The sequence below is a fragment of the Adlercreutzia sp. ZJ176 genome (assembly GCF_011038975.1).
In the GTDB taxonomy this organism is placed as follows: Bacteria; Actinomycetota; Coriobacteriia; order Coriobacteriales; family Eggerthellaceae; genus CAAEEV01.
The window spans coordinates 158,305-176,447 of sequence record NZ_JAAKEC010000004.1; the positions used below are offsets into that span (position 1 = coordinate 158,305).

The 18,143-nt window shown below is 60.5% G+C and carries 14 protein-coding genes and 1 pseudogene; 8 read left to right on the plus strand and 7 right to left on the minus strand.

Annotation, left to right across the window (positions count from 1 at the left end):
* The first annotated feature begins 15 nt into the window (after positions 1–15).
* The 3 genes from G7Y50_RS03360 to G7Y50_RS03370 are packed head-to-tail and all read left to right on the plus strand — an operon-like array spanning position 16 to position 3,909.
* Complete coding sequence (locus G7Y50_RS03360) at positions 16–1,494, plus strand: class I SAM-dependent DNA methyltransferase (protein ID WP_165056357.1); 1,479 nt, start codon at positions 16–18, stop codon at positions 1,492–1,494.
* Positions 1,495–3,072, plus strand: coding sequence for a restriction endonuclease subunit S (locus G7Y50_RS03365; RefSeq protein WP_165056355.1), 1,578 nt, complete (start codon positions 1,495–1,497; stop codon positions 3,070–3,072).
* A gap of 33 nt (positions 3,073–3,105) precedes the next feature.
* Entirely contained in the window at positions 3,106–3,909 is an 804-nt protein-coding gene (locus G7Y50_RS03370; protein ID WP_165056353.1) for a tyrosine-type recombinase/integrase, read from the plus strand.
* On the opposite strand, the gene G7Y50_RS03375 is transcribed toward G7Y50_RS03370, so the two are convergent.
* Positions 3,896–5,395, minus strand: a complete 1,500-nt coding sequence (locus tag G7Y50_RS03375; protein WP_165056351.1) for a restriction endonuclease subunit S — start codon at positions 5,393–5,395, stop codon at positions 3,896–3,898. The two genes, G7Y50_RS03370 and G7Y50_RS03375, sit on opposite strands and share 14 nt — an antisense overlap.
* 17 nt (positions 5,396–5,412) lie before the next feature.
* Positions 5,413–7,146, minus strand: a complete 1,734-nt coding sequence (locus tag G7Y50_RS03380) for a DUF262 domain-containing protein (protein ID WP_165056349.1) — start codon at positions 7,144–7,146, stop codon at positions 5,413–5,415.
* 534 nt (positions 7,147–7,680) lie between these two features.
* Between G7Y50_RS03380 and G7Y50_RS03385 the strand changes: the two genes are divergently transcribed.
* The 4 genes from G7Y50_RS03385 to G7Y50_RS03400 all read left to right on the plus strand — a co-directional run bounded on the left by G7Y50_RS03385 (position 7,681) and on the right by G7Y50_RS03400 (position 10,737).
* Complete coding sequence (locus G7Y50_RS03385; RefSeq protein ID WP_165056379.1) at positions 7,681–7,983, plus strand: DUF1016 N-terminal domain-containing protein; 303 nt, start codon at positions 7,681–7,683, stop codon at positions 7,981–7,983.
* A gap of 123 nt (positions 7,984–8,106) precedes the next feature.
* Entirely contained in the window at positions 8,107–9,069 is a 963-nt protein-coding gene (locus G7Y50_RS03390) for an ORF6N domain-containing protein (protein WP_165056346.1), read from the plus strand.
* Positions 9,070–9,356: 287 nt separating this feature from the next.
* Positions 9,357–9,605: a DUF1016 domain-containing protein gene (locus G7Y50_RS03395; protein WP_165056344.1), complete on the plus strand. Its 249-nt coding sequence runs from the start codon at positions 9,357–9,359 to the stop codon at positions 9,603–9,605.
* A 169-nt stretch (positions 9,606–9,774) separates the two neighbouring features.
* Positions 9,775–10,737 carry an ORF6N domain-containing protein gene (locus G7Y50_RS03400; RefSeq protein ID WP_165056341.1) on the plus strand — a complete coding sequence of 321 codons (963 nt, stop codon included), beginning with the start codon at positions 9,775–9,777 and terminating at the stop codon, positions 10,735–10,737.
* 62 nt (positions 10,738–10,799) lie between these two features.
* On the opposite strand, the pseudogene G7Y50_RS03405 reads toward G7Y50_RS03400, so the two are convergent.
* A pseudogene (locus tag G7Y50_RS03405) lies at positions 10,800–11,027 on the minus strand (molybdenum cofactor biosynthesis protein B); the annotation flags it as partial.
* A gap of 259 nt (positions 11,028–11,286) precedes the next feature.
* Between G7Y50_RS03405 and G7Y50_RS03410 the strand changes: the two are divergent.
* On the plus strand, positions 11,287–12,246 hold the full coding sequence (locus tag G7Y50_RS03410) for an Abi family protein (RefSeq protein WP_165056338.1): 960 nt from the start codon (positions 11,287–11,289) through the stop codon (positions 12,244–12,246).
* Positions 12,247–12,522: 276 nt separating this feature from the next.
* Here G7Y50_RS03410 and G7Y50_RS03415 read toward each other — a convergent pair whose 3' ends face one another.
* The 4 genes from G7Y50_RS03415 to G7Y50_RS03430 all read right to left on the minus strand — a co-directional run bounded on the left by G7Y50_RS03415 (position 12,523) and on the right by G7Y50_RS03430 (position 18,136).
* Positions 12,523–13,011 carry a molybdenum cofactor biosynthesis protein B gene (locus G7Y50_RS03415; protein WP_165056335.1) on the minus strand — a complete coding sequence of 163 codons (489 nt, stop codon included), beginning with the start codon at positions 13,009–13,011 and terminating at the stop codon, positions 12,523–12,525.
* Positions 13,012–13,067: 56 nt separating this feature from the next.
* A complete protein-coding gene (gene glp, locus G7Y50_RS03420) occupies positions 13,068–14,324 on the minus strand; it encodes a gephyrin-like molybdotransferase Glp (protein ID WP_165056333.1) in 1,257 nt (418 codons plus the stop codon).
* Between the two features lie 193 nt (positions 14,325–14,517).
* Positions 14,518–17,001, minus strand: a complete 2,484-nt coding sequence (locus tag G7Y50_RS03425) for a transglutaminase family protein (RefSeq protein ID WP_165056330.1) — start codon at positions 16,999–17,001, stop codon at positions 14,518–14,520.
* A complete protein-coding gene (locus G7Y50_RS03430) occupies positions 16,979–18,136 on the minus strand; it encodes a DUF58 domain-containing protein (protein WP_165056328.1) in 1,158 nt (385 codons plus the stop codon). Before G7Y50_RS03430 ends, G7Y50_RS03425 begins: the two co-directional genes overlap by 23 nt.
* Between the last annotated feature and the right edge of the window lie 7 nt (positions 18,137–18,143).

The following is an 18,143-nucleotide window of genomic DNA, read 5'->3' on the forward strand; positions in this document are numbered from 1 at the left end:
CAAGAAGGGAACTATATGGCACTCGGCTCTTTGGTTAAGACCCTGCAGAACATCATGCGCAACGATGCTGGCGTGAACGGTGATGCCCAGCGCATCGAGCAGATGACCTGGCTCTTCTTCCTCAAGATCTACGACGCAAAAGAGGAGGAATGGGAGCTTTACGACAACGATTACGAGTCCGTCATCCCCGAGGGGCTTCGTTGGCATAGCTGGGCCGTCGATCACCTGGACGGCAAAGCCCTTACCGGCGACGAGTTGCTGCGATTCGTGAACAACGAGCTGTTCCCAACCTTGAGCGGCCTGGAGCTGGGACCTAGTGCGCCACTTCGGCAGGTCGTCGTGAAGGCAGCCTTCACCGATGCCAACAACTATATGAAGGACGGCATCCTGCTGCGCCAGGTGGTCAACGAGATTGACAACGCCGTCGATTTCACCGAGTACAAAGAGCGTCACGCTTTCGGTGAGATCTACGAGACGATATTGAAAGATCTGCAATCCGCCGGCAACGCAGGTGAATTCTATACTCCCCGCGCTGTCACTGACTTCATGGCCGAAATGCTCGACCCCAAGCTGGGCGAAAGCGTGGCGGACTTCGCATGTGGCACAGGCGGCTTCCTTACGAGCGCGCTCAAGCTGCTGACACCTCAGATAAAGACGCCTGCGGACCAGATAGCGTACTCAAACAGCATCTACGGTATGGAAAAGAAGCAGCTGCCCTATCTGCTATGTGTGACGAACATGCTCCTGCACGATATTGACTCGCCGCACGTCTTTCACGGTAACTCGCTCGACCATGACATTCGCGACTACAAGCACCAGAAGGGTGGCCAGTTCGACATAGTGCTGATGAACCCGCCTTACGGCGGGTCGGAGAAGGCGTCCATCCAGGGCAACTTCCCCACAGCACTACGCAGCTCCGAGACAGCTGACCTCTTCCTAGCGCTCATTCTCTACCGGCTCAAGAGAAACGGTCGCGCGGCGGTCATCATCCCCGACGGATTCCTGTTCGGACAGGATTCAGCCAAACTGGAAATCAAGCGCCGCCTCGTGGAGGAGTTCAACCTGCACACCGTGGTGCGCATGCCGCAGAGCGTGTTCGCGCCTTACACGTCCATCACGACCAACATCCTGTTCTTCGACAACACGGACAAGAGTGACGGCGTGTGGTTCTACCGCATGGACATGCCAGAGGGGTACAAGCATTTTTCGAAGACCAAGCCGATTCGGGACGAGCATTTCAGCCACGTACGCGAATGGTGGGCCAAGCGCAAGGAGATCGAGCTGCCAGACGGACCGAAAGCCAAGCGATACGCGGTGGACGAGCTGGCGGCTGGCGGCTACAACTTCGACTTATGCGGTTATCCGCATGAGGAAGAAGAGATCCTGCCACCTGACGAGCTCATCCGCAACTACCGTGCCGAGCGAACCAAACTTGATGCCGAGATAGATGCGAAGCTCGCCCAAATCTGCGAGATCCTTGGAATCGAGGCTTAGATGAAGGCCAAAGACCTCCGCAATTCGATTTTGCAGCTAGCCGTGCAAGGCAAGCTGGTACCGCAGAACCCTAACGACGAGCCCGCCTCCGTGCTTCTTGAGCGCATCCGCGCCGAACGAGCGAAGCTCATCAAGGAGAAAAAGATCAAGGCTCCAAAAAATGGCGAATCGATCATCTATCGTGGTTCCGATGGGTCGCACTATGAGAAGCGCGGCAAGGGCGAGTCAGTCTGTATCGAGGATGAGATCCCGTTCGAGATCCCCGAGAGCTGGACGTGGGCAAGATTTGAAACAGTAATCACGATCACATCAAATCTCGTTCAGCCAAACGCCTATGGGGCTATGCCACATATCGCTCCGGATAGCATCGAGAAAGAATCGGGTAAACTGCTCCCATTTCGTACAGTTGCTGAGGACGAGGTTAAAAGCAGCAACCATCTCTTCCACAAGGGACAGCTACTCTATTCAAAGATTCGCCCGGGATTAAGGAAGGTCGTTATTGCGCCATGTGATGGCCTCTGTAGCGCAGATGTGTACCCGCTGAGCACGTGCCTTAACGTTCATTACGCTATGGCTTTCCTGCTCGGTGATTACTTTACGCACGAGACGCTTAAAGGTGATACGCGTGTAAAGATGCCAAAGACAAACCAAACTGCCTTAAACGCAATTCTTGTGCCGATACCTCCGATAAAAGAACAGAAAAGGATCTCCGAGCGCGCTGCTGACCTGATGCCCTTGATTACCGAATACGGTACTCTCGAGGAAACGCGCGAGACACTTGACGCCGAGCTACCCGATCGCCTGCGCAAGTCAATATTGCAGCTCGCCGTGCAGGGCGGGCTCGTCGAGCAGGACCCGGACGACGAGCCCGCGTCCGTACTGCTAGAGCGAATCCGCAGCGAACGCGCCCGGCTCGTCAAGGGGAAGAAGGCCAAAGCGTCCAAGGGTGGCGAGTCGGTTATCTGGCGCGCTTCCGATGGCGGCTACTATGAGAAGCGCATCGACGCCAAAGGCCACGAGTCCGACCCTGTCTGCATAGACGATGAGATCCCATTCGATATCCCCGATAGCTGGGAGTGGGCTCGGATCTCCTCAGTGTTCAATCTCGTACGTGGCTCAGGAATCAAGAGAACCGAGATAACCGAAACAGGTGAGCCGTGTGTTCGTTATGGCGAGCTCTATACGACGTATAGGACCGAGATCGCCGTGCCGGCTTCGCATACGAACTTAGATGTCTACAATAGGGCCCATAAGCTCCTCAACGGCGAGATAGTTGCGACGCTTACAGGAGAGAACGACATCGACATCGGGCGGACGGTTGTCAACAACACAGGAAAGGCTATCGCCTTCGGTGGAGACCTTCTCGCGTTGAAGGGTAACTATGTAGATGGTAACTTTGCCATGCTTTGCATGAACGCTCCTTATATGCGATTGCAAAGGACGGCTGCCGCAAGCGGCAACATCATCGTTCATCTCTCAGCCGGCAGGATTGGCAATTTCCTTATAGCCATACCGCCGACTGAAGAGCAAAGGCGCATAGTCAGCCGCAGCAAGGAACTATTAGCTGCCTTAGGCTAAACAATCCTCCATGTCGGACGAAAGGAGTCTTGCATGGAGGATTACAGAACCTACCTGGTCGAGAAGGGATTCTCGGCATACACGGTCGAATCGTACCTGTTTGCGATTCGGCAGCTAAACGAACGTTTCGGAACAAAACTGACCAATGAAGGGCTGCTCGCTCACAAAGACTGGCTGGCCGCACACTTCGCCGCCAAGACGGTGAACCTGAGAATCACGGCCATAAACTCATATCTGGACTTTACGGAATTTCAAGGCATCCGATTAAAAAGCCTGCGCATCCAGCAAAAACCCTATCTCGATAACGTCATCAGTCAAGAGGAATACGTGCTCATGCGGGATGCGCTTCTCCAAGATGGCGAGCTGTTCTGGCATTACGTTGTCCGCTTTCTCACGTGCACAGGCGCCCGCATCAGCGAGCTGCGCATGTTCACAGTGGAGTCAGTGCGCATCGGGCATCTCGACATCATCTCGAAAGGTCAAAAGCTCAGACGTATCTACATCCCATCGCGGCTACAGCACGATGCGGAGGATTGGCTCGATATGTCTGAACGTACCGATGGTTACCTGTTTGCTAGTAACGGCGACAAGCCCATGACATCGAGGGGCATATCCATGGGACTCAAACGTTACGCCGAGAAGTATGGTATCAACCAGGATGTTGTGTATCCTCATTCTTTCCGACATCGCTTTGCCAAGAACTTCATCGAGCGCAACCCTGACATTTCGCTTCTCGCCGACCTTATGGGACACGAAAGCCTTGAGACGACGCGTATCTACCTGCGGCGCACTGCCTCGGAGCAGCGCGCCGCAGTTGATGCAGCTATTGATTGGTGAGTTGTGAGAGCACCTTTTCGAGCTTCGCGACAATCCTTAACTGCTCCCTATGAGGCGGAATCGGAATGAGGTAGCTTCGCACGGTATCCTGAGACAGCTCCTTCTGCTTCGTACTACCACTCGCTTGATCCTCAATAACTGACTGCACAGAAGGTCCTGTAAAATATGCGAAAGCAAAGCGGCAATTAAGCCAGTCTTGCAGCGTTCGAATAACAGTAACGTGACTATCGGCAACTGCCCACCCGTACTCGTTCACAGACGCATCGTAGATCGCCATTCGGCCCAGTGTCCCCAATCCGGTCGAGTTCCAGAGAAGGTCGCCGTCTTGAAGAATGCGCTCTGCTGCATATGAATCGACCGTACTCGGGTCAATGAACTTTGCGAGCTCAAGCGAAAAACCTGACCATTGGTTACACTTCTGCGCAACAACCGGGTACTTCTTGACAGGGGAGTACCTTGGCGACTTACCACGTTGAATGTAGGTCGTTACGCTCTCAAGCCGCGCCCACTCCCAGCTATCGGGGATATCGAATGGGATCTCATCGTCTATGCAGACAGGGTCGGACTCGTGGCCTTTGGCGTCGATGCGCTTCTCATAGTAGCCGCCATCGGAAGCGCGGTAGATGACCGACTTGCCTCCCTTGGGGGCCTTGAGCTTCTTCTCCTTGATAAGCTGCGCGCGCTCGGCCCAGATGCGATTGAGAAGGGCTGATGCGGGCTCGTCAGAGGGATCCTGCTCGACGAGCTTGCCTTGCACGGCAAGTTGCAGGATCGACTTGCGGAGCTTGTCGGGAAGCTCCGCGTCGAGACGTTCGCGGGAGTCTTCGAGGGCGCCGTAGTCGTCTACGAGCAGGGCCAGCTCAGCAATCCGCTGCAGAATGCGCGCTTGTTCTTCGGCCGGCGGCATTGGATACAAGAACTGCTCAAAGCTCTTTGCGGCGAGATTGGGCTGTGCAGTCCCGTTGTCATAACTGCGGATGCTCGCAGCTGTTATCGGAGCATCAAACAAAGCGAGCAGAAAGCGTCGAAGGGTATCCAGCGAAATAAAAGGTCGGACTATTACGAGCGATGACGCGATAGCGCCGTTTTCAAACGGAAAGATTCCGAACTTGCCAAGCGATCCCCTAATGCAGAAAACAATGTCATTGCGCTGAAGGATGCCTGCTCGCAAGGCTCCAAATTGCGCGTCTGTCATATAGAGCATCTGGTCTTCGATCACGATGCTATCGTTGATGTTCACTGCGCTGACAAACGGAATGCCCTCCGTAGTCAGTTTTGATTTTGCTGGATAGTTTTTTCCTCTGTCGCCATTCAAAACAGAGGCAATCGACTCCAGCCGCACCCACTCCCAGCTCTCAGGAATCTCGAACGGTATCTCGTCATCTATGCAGACCGGTTCGCTCTCTCCGCCCCTGGCATCTACCCGTTTCTCATAGTGCGACCAATAGGAAAATAAAACCGGGCCACCAGAGGCAACCCGGCACAATTTGACGACGAGTAGCTTTAGGCCAGCAGCAAGCTGTTTGCACCAAGGTATTCCATGAAGGAATCGATGATCCGTTCAGTGCGATCGTCGATTTCCTGCATCGTGAAGTCGACTTGGCCGTCGGCCATCAACAAGAGTTCGCGGTTGCCCGTGCCCTCGCGATACCCGCGCGCGCTCTCGAAGCCTCGGTAGTATTTCTTCTTGTCCTCGAAGCGGTAGTCTGATGCGCGGATGTTGATGCGCTTCTCGAGCAGCGCCTTGTTGCCTAGGGCTTCGAGCTTCGATTTGTCACCGTTCTCGACCTCCGCGCGCTTTTTTGCATAGATGTGCTCGATCTCAAAAACCGTGTTCAGTTCGAGAAGCGGCTGACCCTCATCTTCGAAAGCCCACCATGCAAGCATGGAGCGCGTAATGGGGCGGCCATTATTAAAGGCGTAGGCCATGAAGCGACCGCGCAGCGCCTCGTGGTCGAAGCGATGCTCGGCAAATTCAACCTCCTCGCCTTTGACGATACGGATGAGCTCGGGGTATACAGGCGTGCGAAGCGAGTTGACACCCGGACGCTCAATCGCATAGGCCCAGATGAAGGCTGTTATCTTGTGCAGGAATTCGTAGAATTCGACCTCGTCGAGCTTGTCTTCCTTATCCTTGTGGGTCATGAACCAAACAGAAACGATATAGGCCCACATGCCGTTCGGTGCATAGCTGAGAACGAAAAGCCGGCGAAGCACCCGCTTGGAGAACAGCTGGTCGTCCTGCTCGGATACGGCCATCCAGAACGCCGCGAGAGCTTCAAGGTTTTCAAGCGTCTCCTCGGACTTGAGCAATTTGTACGAGTCGCGTTCGTAGAAGTCGCGCAGGGCCTCGGTCGTGGTGTTGCGGTTGCCCTGCTTGGCGCGCTCGTAATACATATAGCGTGTGAAGAGCTCGTCCATAGGCGTTCCACGTGACGGCTTGAAAATCTTGTCGGTAATGTCCTCTAGCGCCTTCCAGCGCTCTATAAATCGGTCCTTCTCGTTGCGATCGGAGAAGAACTTGTAGAACTGCGACTTGAAAATGTCCGCGTCAGACAGTGGCAAACCGCGGTCATTGAGCGTCGAGAAGATGCGGAGAGCCGTTCCTTGGGATTCGGCCTCAATGGGCAGAAGGATCACGTTATTGAGGATACGCCAGACAAAGATGGCCACGTATGTCGGATACTTGCTCACGAGTTCAGAGATCTTGTCCTGGTAGAAGACAAACGTCTTGGCATACTTACTCTTCTGGCCAACCTTGACTTCTCCGGTGCTGAGGATGGAAAGAAACTCCTCCTTGTCCTTGTCTGAGGCGACTTCGGAATCGATCTTGAGCTTTGTCTTGTCGACCTTGTTGAGGGCGCCTGTTTTCCAGATGCAGGTCTCAAGATCAGCATGCATGGTCTTCGAGTCGCCGTCCTTCATGAACTCGAACTTCGAGCAGAAGGCGCGAAGAAGCAGCATGATGGTAGTAAGGCGCTGCTGGCCGTCGATGATCTCCAACTTGTCATCTGCATTGCGGAATGTCACGATAGGACCGAGGAAGTATTCTTCGTTCTCGTCAAATTCCTCTTCTCCCTCACCTGGAAGTGCAAAAGCGAAAAGATCATCCCAAAGAGTCCCGCACTCATCTTCGGTCCATGCATAGGGACGCTGGTAGTCAGGAATGAGGAAATCGGCTTTCTTGGCTGTGAGAAGATCTTTGATGGTCTTTTGGTCGATGTTGAGTTTCGACATATGAACGGTCCTTTACGGCTTGCACCTGCAAATCTTTAGTCATTTTAACGCGAAATACTGCGTTTCGAATTAGCCGACAGCTCAGCATTGCTGCTAATTGACCAGCTTGCGACATCACTCAACTACGCCTTCGCCAGTTTGGGTGCAGGCATTGCTCGTCTATACCTGACTGACGATGAAAGGCCATGTAAGATGAATGGTGAAGCCCGATGCAGAGCTAAACCGAAACGAGCGCGAGGAAGAAAACAGGCGATATCGGAGAACAGCACCCCCTGCAGCTACTTCTTTCCCGCGCCTCATCGTTTAGATCCGTGGGGTCTCTAGCGTGCGTCTTCACCGATGATTACCTACCCTTGAATTTGATGAGCACGCACTCACGAAGGGCGAAGTCGGTGCCTCCTTCTCGCAACCTTGATACGCAGCAACGCAAAGGAAGAAATAAACTTACAGAATGCTTCTAGCCAATCAGCTAAGGAGCTACACGCGCAATATCCCGACAAGAAGGCTACCTTTGCCGAGCTGTTGTATTTGTGCATGGAGCTAAGGAAGTCGGGGTGCATACGCGACGGCATCGTCAAACAAGTGAACCTCGACCTGCAAAGCGAGTTCCCGGACGCCAAGGGATTCGACACCACAAACCTGTGGTACATGAAGAAGTGGTATCAGTTCTATGCCAACGAAACAGAGAGCCCATTCCTCCAACAGCTCGTTGGGGAAATGGGTGGCGTGGCCCCTGTGCGGCTCGAACAGGTTGGCAACGTGGAATCTCCACTGGATTGGCGGAGAAACGGCTTTTCCAGCGACATTTGGCTTTATGCCGTGGCGTCACCACGCTGAGACAATCGCCTACTGCGAGTCCATCGGAAAGACCGCCTGCGTTATGCCCCGAACAGGTCACAAGCGCCTTGCCCGCTTGATATAATCCGCCTCACCAGACTGAGAGCGAAAGGGGTGGAAGCTATGGCAAACGAAGAGAAGGGCCTGTCCGTCGAGTCCGTGGAGGCGGAAGAAAACACGTCAGTCGCAATCGTTTCCGCGAACGAGCCGGCCATACGCGACCTCATATACACGGTGCGCGGCATCCAGGTCATGCTCGACAGCGATCTGGCGAAGCTGTACCAGGTCGAGACTAAGGCGCTCAACCAGGCCGTCACGAGGAACCCCAGGCGCTTCCCCGAGCGCTTCTGCTTTAGGCTCATGCGGGACGAGGCCGAAGACCTAAGGTCACAAATTGTGACCTTACGCCCTGAGCTGGGAAAACAGACCTCCTGGTGGCGGTACATGCCCCGAGTGTTCACCGAACAGGGCGTCTCGATGCTCTCCGCCGTGCTTCGCAGCGACACCGCCGTGGACGTGAGCGTGCGCATCATGGACGCCTTCGTCGAGATGCGCCACTTCATCGCCGGCAACGCCGCCATGTTCGAGCAGGTGCGGGGCGTGGAGCTGAAGCTGCTCGAGTACCAAAAGACAACCGACGAGCGCTTCGAGCGGGTGTTCGACTACATGAACACGCACGAGGCGCCGCGGCAGAAGGTGTTCTTCGACGGCCAGGTCTGGGACGCCTTCGAGCTCCTGGTGTCGCTCGTGCGGCGCGCCGAGCGCAGCATCGTGCTGGTCGACGGCTACGTGGACGCAGGCACCCTCAACATCTTGGCAAAGAAGGCCGACGGCGTAAACGTCACCGTATGGACCCGCCCACACGCAAGCCTCACCCAGCGCGATGTCGCGACATTCAACGCCCAGTACCCGCAGCTCACAGTCAAGCACACAACTGCCTTCCACGACCGCTTCCTCATCATCGACGGCATCAAGTGCTATCTCATCGGCGCCTCCCTCAAGGACGCGGGGAAGAAGAGCTTCGCCGTCGCGCGCATCGAGGACGAGGAGTCCGTGCGCGCCATCCTCGCACGCCTCGAGAGGTAGGGGCTGGCAGGCCTGCTCGCCCGGGAGGCGGCAGGACTCCCAGTGGCCGCCGGCGGCGGTCATCTTCACGGCGTGGGGCAGCACGCCCACGATGCCCCCAGTTCTCGGTGGCAGCCTTCGCAGGGCCGGGAAGGCTGACCACGAGCTGCAAATGTTGCATTGATGGCTTCGTTCGCAGTATCGTGGCAAAGAGGTCACCTCTGCCGGGTTGTTGCGTTTGCGCATGGAGCCGAGGAGGGCAGAGCGCGTACGCGACGGCATCGCGAACGAGACAAAGAAGCTGCACCATGGCTGATGATGCTGCATCTGAGAGCGACACAAGAATTCCTCGCATGGTCAAGTCGCATGACGTGTCGCTGGACGCCGAATACGCGGACTGGATTCGCGAGATCAAGCTCCGCTATCGTAGCACGCAGGTAAAGGCGGCAGTTAAAGTCAGCTCCGAACAACTCCTGTTCAACTGGGAGCTGGGACGGGATCTCGTCGCGCGAAGGGCGGAGGAGCGCTGGGGGGTCTGGGGTTGTCGAGCAGGTTGACAACGCAGAGACGAGAGGCAACTGCACCAGCTTGGTGCAGAAATGATGACCAAAACTCGCTGAGTGGCTGCGACTGAGTGGATGCCAAGCGAAGAAAACGCTCCTGTCGCAAGCATCCTCCACTTGGTATAATCCGCCTCACCAGACCAGGAGCGAAAGGGCGGAAGCTATGGCACGCGAAGAGAAGGACTCGTCCGCCGAGCCCATGGAGGCGGAAGAAGGCACGTCGGCCGCAATCGTCCCCGTGAGCGGGTCGGCCATACGCGACCTCATATATACGATACGCGGTACTCAGGTCATGCTGGACAGCGACCTGGCGAGGCTGTACCAAGTTGAAACAGGGGCGCTCAACCGTGCTGCCAAGCGCAACGAAGACCGCTTTCCCGAAGATTTTCGATTTCAGCTTACCCGCGAAGAACTCGCTGACTTAAGATGCCAAATTGGCATCTTAGCTGGTCAATCTCATGAAACGAAGATCGGCAGAACATATATGCCCTTCGTTTACACCGAGCAGGGCGTGGCTATGCTGTCAGGAGTCTTGCGCAGCGACGTCGCCATTCAAGCAAGCGTCCAGATAATGCGAGCCTTCGTCGAGATGCGCCACTTCATCGCCGGCAACGCCGCCATGTTCGAGCAGGTGCGGGGCGTGGAGCTGAAGCTGCTCGAGTACCAAAAGACAACCGACGAGCGCTTCGAGCGGGTGTTCGACTACATGGGCACCCACGAGGCGCCGCGGCAGAAGGTGTTCTTCGACGGCCAGGTCTGGGACGCCTTCGAGCTTTTGGTGTCGCTCGTGCGGCGCGCCGAGCGCAGCATCGTGCTCGTCGACGGCTACGTGGACGCAGGCACCCTCAACGTCCTGGCCAAGAAGCAAGACGGCGTGAGCGTGACCGTGTGGACCCGTCCGGGCACGCGCCTCACTCAGCGCGACGTCGAGACCTTCAACGCCCAGTACCCGCAGCTCACAGTCGAGCACACAACCGCCTTCCACGACCGCTTCCTCGTCCTTGACGGCGCGCAAGGCTATCTCATCGGAGCCTCCCTCAAAGACGCCGGGAAGAAGAGCTTCGCCGTCGCGCGCATCGAGGACGAGGAGTCCGTGCGCGCCATCCTCGCGCGCCTCGAGAAGTAGGGGCGAGCAGGCCTGCTCGCCTGGGAGCCGGCAGGCCTGCTCGCCCGGGAGGCGGGAGAACCCTAGTGGCCGCCGCCGGCGGTCATCTTCACGGCGTGGGGCAGCACGCCCACGATGCCCTCCCAGTTCTCGGTGGCCGCCTTCGTGGAGCCGGGCAGGTTGATCACGAGCGTGCTTCCGCGCTGCATGCACACCGCGCGCGAGAGCATGGCGTTCGGCGTGATCTTCAGGCTGTGAGCGCGCATGGCCTCGGCGATGCCGGGCACGTTGCGGTCGCACACGTCCATGGTGACGGCAATTGCGTCGGAGTCGCTGCAGGATTCTTCTGGACAGCGATTTTCGAACGCCTTCTTGATCGACGAGTCCTTGAAGCGGCGGCGAGCCACCCAGCTTTCGTCCCACTTCGCCGAGACAGCTTCCACAAGTCGTGCAAGAGAACTCCTGCCATCTCCCAGTTCGTGCTCACAGCAAAAGAGCTCGGTGCGTCATCACTTCGAATATCCTGCGGTAAAATGAGGCGGATGAACGACGAACCGTCAGGAGTACGAATTGCCCAAGACGCTGAACTCCCTCATGAAGCACCTCCGCGACGGCGGCATCGCCATCGGCGGCTCGACGCAAAAACGCCGGCTGAAAAACATCGGCTACTACCACGGATACAAAGGCTATCGCTTCGCCGGAAACGCCTCGAACAGGCTTCCCCTCACTAACTTCTCGCAGGTTGCAGATCTCTACGACTTTGACACGCAGCTCAAAGCGCTGTTCTATCCCCGCATCATGTCTATCGAGACCGCGTTGAAGAACTACACACTAGAAGCCGTGCTGAGGGACGCCAGTTCGGCGACCTTCGAGGATATTTGGCGCAGAAGCCTCACCGACTACCGCAGCTACACCGGCAGGACGTACCGCAAGGCGTGGGAGACGCGCCAACGTCTGCGCAGCGAGATCGACGGCATCATCTACGGTCATAGGGGGCGCGACGTCATCGGCCACTTCCGCGATGCCGACAAGGACATTCCCATCTGGGCTATCTTCGAAGTTATGACGCTTGGAAACTTCGGCTCGTTCTACGATTGTCTCGATAGGCGCGTCAAGACGGTCATCGTGCGCGACCTCGGCATGCCCACCAATCTGGATTCCGAGCTCCGCCTCAAGGAGATCGTGTTCGCACTCAAGGATTTCCGCAATGCCATAGCCCACAACGGCATTGTGCTCGACGTACGATTCCAATCTGGCTCCATCAACACGGGTGTCGCCCAGCTCCTCAAGCAGGAAACTGGTATCGGCAAGATCGACTTCACGGACATCACCGATTACGTCATCCTGCTCGTCTATCTCATGCGCAGGATGGAGTTCACGAAAACGGAGTGCAAGCAGCTCATAGCGGGGTACGAGATGATCCTCGAAAGGTACCGCAACGAGCTGCCCATCAACATATTCTCGAAGCTCATCAAGACGAGTACGAGAGGCAAGCTAACCGCTCTCCGACAGTTTGTGAGCAATGGCTAATCAGAATCTATGGGCTTGACTTGCGTGGTAGAATGCAGTTAATAGCGGTGGAAGGTTTCGGCCGACACCTGGGAAAGCCCGATGCGTCGGGCTTTTCTTACGCTACGACAACCCTCTAATCTCAGGGACAGATCATCCAGGACCTTCCCGTGAGTCATGCATGTTTTAGCCTCACGCAACAAGAGGTAGCCAACATGATCCACATGGCTAGTAACCCGTTTTGGTACCGGCAATCAGCACATTTGGGTCTGCTCATCTGGAAGGCAGCAGGGACTCCTAGTGACCGCCGCCGGCGGTCATCTTCACGGCATGGGGCAGCACGCCCACGATGCCCTCCCAGTTCTCGGTGGCCGCCTTCGTGGAGCCGGGCAGGTTGACCACGAGCGTGCTCCCGCGCTGCATGCACACCGCGCGCGAGAGCATGGCGTTCGGCGTGATCTTCAGGCTGTGGGCGCGCATGGCCTCGGCGATGCCGGGCACGTTGCGGTCGCACACGTCCATGGTGGCCTCGGGCGTCACGTCGCGCAGCGAGAGCCCGCTGCCGCCGCAGGTGAGCACCACGTCCACCTTCAGGTCGTCGGCACAGTGCTTGATGGCCTGCGCGATGTGCGGGCGCTCGTCGCGCACGAGCGTGTGGGTGCGGCACACCCACCCCTGCTCGGCGATGAGCTTCTCGAGCGCGTCGCCCGCGAAGTCCTGGGTCAGGTCGCGCGTGTCGGAGCACGTGACGATGCCGAACGTGATGGGCTTGATTTCCTCAGACATGCTGTCTCCTATCGTTCAAAGTTGGATATCGTTCCGCAAAGGCAAGCGAAATGCCCCTAGATCGCCACTTCCTCGGGTACGTCGAGCAGGAAGCATTCCACCAAATCGCCCGCCGCCTTCGACTCCATGCCCTCGGGCATCACGGCCATGCAGTTGCTCTTCTGGATGACGCCGAACAGCCCCGAGCTCTGGTTCTTCGCAGGCGTGACCACGTAGGCGCCCGCCTCGTCCTTCGTGAGCGTGGAGCGCATGAGGATGCGGCGCGGGTCCTTCTTCCGCACGTCCTTCGACAGCGCGGCCATCACGTGCGGGTGCGCAAGGCAGCTGTACCCCTGCATCTTGCGCAGCGCCGGGCGGATGATCATCTCGAAGCCGCAGTAGGCCGCGGCCGGGTTGCCCGGCAGGCCGAACACCGGCGTGCCCTTCACCAGACCGAACGTCTGCGCCTTGCCCGGGCGCATGTTCACCGTGGTCATGTAGAGCTCGCCGGTGCCCTCCACCACGGGCTTGATGAAGTCGAAGTCGCCGTTGGCGGCGCCGCCCGTGGTCACCACGAAGTCGAACGCGTCGGCAGCGGCGAGGACCGCCGCCTCGAGCGCCTCGTAGGTGTCCTCCACGATGGGGAGGATGGTGGGCACAGCGCCCGCCTGCTTGGCGCAGGCCGCCATGGCGTAGCTGTTGGAGTTGCGGATCTTGCCCGCCGCGGGAACCTCGCTCGGGTCGACGAGCTCGCTGCCCGTGGCGATGACGGCCACCTTCGGACGGCGGTACGTAGCGAGCTCGAGCACGCCGCAGCCGGCGAGGAAGCCCACGCCCGCGCTGCTGATGACCTCGCCGGCGCCCACGATGACCTCGCCGGCGCGCGCCTCCTCGCCCGCGGGGCGGATGTTGGATCCCACCTTGGTCGGAGAAGCGAACGACACGACCGAGCCCGGCTTGCCGTCACCCTCGACCACGCCGACGATCTCGTACTTCACCACGGCGTCAGCGTCGGCCGGCAGCGGCGCGCCCGTCATGATGCGCACGCACTCGCCCGGCTCGATGGCGCCCTCGTACACGCTCCCCGCGCCGATCTCGGCGATGACCGCCAGGTTGACGGGCGCCTCCTCGCTCGCCGCCGCGATGTCGGACGCGTGCAGCGCGAAGCCGTCCATGGCCGCGTGGGCGAACGGCGCCACGTCGATGTCGCTGCGCAGGTCCTCGGCAGCCACGCGGCCGATGGCGTCCAGGATGGAAACGCGCTCGACGGGTAGCGGCTCCACGTGCGACAGGACGAGCTCGACCGCCTCCTCGAGCGAAATCATCTCAGGCATAACTCCCCTTTCGAAACAGGCGCGCGAAAACCCGCGCGCGCCTCCGTGCATCGAAGCTCATTATACCGCTGAAAGAATAAGCCGCGGCGAGAACATCCGCGCCGTTGGTCACTCGCGGGAGGGCGCGCGGGAGCGACGGCGCGCACGCAGCCCAAGGCGCACGCGGCCCGCAGCGCCCCCGCCTCCCCTCGCGCTACGCGCGGGGCGCGCGGAAGCGGGCGAGCGGGATGAGGTAGAGGGCGGCATACCGGTAGACGAGGCGCCGCGGCAGGCTCGCGCGCTGCCAGTTGCCGGCCTCGAGCTTCTCGAGCAGGGACTCGACGATGCGCACCTCGAAGTCCCGAAGCGGCACCTGCCCGTAGCGCTCGCGCTCCATGAGGGCGATCGCGCGCAGGCACTCGGACGGATGCACCTCGGGGCGCGCCTGCGCGAGCGCGCCCGTGCGCTCGCGCGGCTTCAGGCCGCCAAGGTCCACGCCCGCGTCAGCCGCAAGCCGCTCCAAGCGCTCGAACAAAAGCGCCGACGCCGCGCCGTGCTCGCACGCACGGCGCAGGCGCGCGCTGCGCAGGCGCAGGCGCGCCAGGCGCTGCAGCTCGAGCACGCCCATCACGCACAGAAGCTCGATCATGCACAGAAGCACCAGGCCGATCCAGGCGAAGGGGCGCAGCTCCTCGGGCAGAAGCTCGGTCCAGTCCGGCGCTCCCTCGCCCGTCGAGCCCGTGTTCGCGTCATCGTCGCCGCCGCCCGCCACCTCGCGCGCGATCTCGACCGTCTCGCCCGACCCGTAGACGCGGTCGTAGAACCCCGGCGTCACCTCGACGGGCATCCACCCCGCGCCGTCGACGTACACCTCAGCCCACGCGTGCGCGTCGCCCTCGTCAAGCGTGCACGAAGTCTCGCTCGCCGCCCCCATGCGCCCGAGCGCGTCCTCGTCGAGCAGGTAGCCCTCCACGTAGCGCGCGGGAATGCCCACTTGGCGGAAGGCGAGCACCGCGGCGCTCGCAAACGCCGCCGCGTTACCCTCGCGGGCGTCCTCCAGAAACCACGTCACGTAGTCGGCCGGCTGCGCGCCCGCAGGCGCGAACTGCACGCCCTGCCCGTTGTAGTCGCAGCTCACGTCGAGCATCGTGCGAATGCGCGTGGACGCCGCGTACAGCGTGCCGTCCTCGGCGTCCCACGTGTCGTCGGCGAAAAAGAACTGCTCGACGGCGGGCGCCACCGCATCGGGGACCTCGAGGTAGCGATCGCGAACGAAGGACCGGTACGCCACCTCGCTGCGCAGGAAGTCCTGCTCGCGGGCGGCGAGGTCATCCTCCGCAGGTGCGGCGGCATCCACGTCCGCATCAAGCGCAGCCGCCTCCTCGTACACCCAGCCGCCCGGCGCCGTCACCTCAGCCATCTGCGCGTCGGTCACCACCTCGAACGTCGAGCTCTCGTTGCCGCCGAGCCGGTCCGTCGTGCGGTACAGGTCGAGCAGCGCACCCGGGCCGCTCGCCGTGGCAGACGTCGGCGCATACGCGTACCGCTGGTACGCACCGAGCGCGCGCACCGTCACGTCAGAGGTGCCGGCAACGCCGCCCTCCTCCGCGTCATCGAGCGCACGGTAGGCCGCGTACTGGGACAGCGCGTCGAAGCCGCGCGCGTCAAGCCAATTGAACAGCCCCGTCCAGTCGCCTTCGTAGTCCGCAGGCCGCAGGCGCTCGAACGCCGTCCCCGTGTACGTCGCACCCGCGAACCCGCGCAGGTAGAGCGGCTCGGACCTGCGCACGGCGTCAGCATCGGCGAAGCTCACCTCGAGGCGCTCGGCCGGCTGCTCACCCGGCGCCACGTTCATCGCATGCGCGGCAGCGAGATCGCCTTGGGGCAGCGTGTCTGACCCGAAGCGCAGCTCGTCAACAGCGGCCACGGCGTCTTCCTTCGCCGCATGCAGCCCCGCGCTTCCCCGATAGCCCGCGCACACGAACAGCACCATGCCCGTAACGACGGTTGTCGTAATGGCGAAGGAAAGCGTGGCGCGCGGCGGCATGTCGGCGCGGCGGGAGCAGCAGCTCACCAGCACCAGGCCCCCGAGGGTCAGGCAGCCGAAGGCGGGGGCGCCAAGCGTCTGCAGGAACAGCCCCGCCACGACGAGCAGCGCCGAAACGGCGCCTGCCGCAAGCGCGAGACGGCACGCGCATATCACATGCGCCAGCAGGCCTGCGGCCAAGCCCGCGAACACGGCGAACGCCAAAGCCGCCGCCTCAGGGACGCCCGTCACCGCAAAGTGCAGCACATAGCCGTCCACCTGGGCGTTCCACGCGTCGATGAACACGTTCGCCAAGCCTGCGCCCGCCACGCGCAGCAAAGAGCCTCCCATGACGAGGAGCATCACCAGCGCGAGCACCGCAAGCACCGCGATCACACCGTATGCCACGCGCAAAGGCCGCGCCGAGGCCAGCAGCACCGTCACGAGCACGGCGGAGAACACGCCCGCGGCCACGACATGCACAGGCCACGGAGCCACCAGCACGGCAAGCACCATGCCTGCGGCCAGCAGGGCGGCTGCCAGCATCTCAAGCACGCGTGACGCGTACGCGCCCGCATGCCCGCCAGCAAGGCCAGCGGTCACGCCGCCCGCGCGCCCGCCAACCGCGCCCGCGCGTTCGCGCGCGGCGTCAGAGCGTGATGCGATGCTCATGGTCGGCCACCCCCTTCGCCCGCAGCGTGAAGAGCCCGTAGCGCTCGCTGACCGAGCTCGCGGAGCCCGCAAGCTCGTCGTCCGTCACCACGACCACCGTCAAGTCAACCGTCTGCGCGAGGTCGGCCCAGGTGGCCTCGTCGTAGAAGCACGTCACCAGGATGACCTTCGTGAAGCGCTCGGAAAGCGTCTCCCCTGCCAGGACCTGCGACACCTCGCGTGCCGAAGGCGAGAGCGGCGTCGAGAGCAAACCGTCCGAGAACGCCGCGTGCGTCGCGACGTCATCGACCAGATGGCAGCTCACCTGCTGCTCATGCAGAAAGCCCGCATCGTGGAACACGCCCGCGCGCAGCAGCGCCTCAGAGAGCGAGAGCGCCACGGAAGCCACGCCGTTGCACGTCTCGTCGGACGCCTCCCTGCAACCGCAGGCTACGAGCGCCACGTCGTAGTCAGCCGGACGCGAGAACTGCCGCGCGATCAGCGCGTCGAACTTCGTCGAGAGCTTCCAGTGGATGCTCGCCAGAGAGTCGCCGGGGACGTACTCGCGCACGTCGAACACCTCGCCCACGTCATGGCCGCTCTTCGTGTTGTCGAACGAGTCGCCGAACACGTGCGCCTGCGGCGTCTGCGAGAGCAGCACCTCCGTGCGCACGCGCATCGGGCGCATCACGCTCTCGCAGCTCAGGTCGAGCGGCAGATGCGCGACGAACAGCCCCAGCGGGTCGGTCAGGCGCGCGTCACGCGCCTCCACGAGCATACGACCGTAGCGATCGGGCAGCACGGACAGGCTGCACGTGGAGTGCCGCGTGCTGACCGCCGCCTCCACCTCATGCTCCTCTTCCGTGTCGAACACGCAGTTCGCAACGCGCACGCGCAGCGAGACCACGGCCAAACACAGCGGGAGCCCCCGCTCGAGGCGCAGGCTGACGGCGCGCTCCTCGCCGATCTGGTAGGAGGGCTCCACGTCAACCGCCACGTGCGTAAACGACGCCGCGAGGCGCAGCTGCGCAAGCAAGACGACGGGCACGGCAACCGACGCCAGCAGAAACGCCAGCGACAGGGAGCTGTCCGCCCAGAAGTGGATCATCGCGGCCAGCACGATGACGAGCACAGATGCGACGCGGTTCTTCAACATGGGAGAC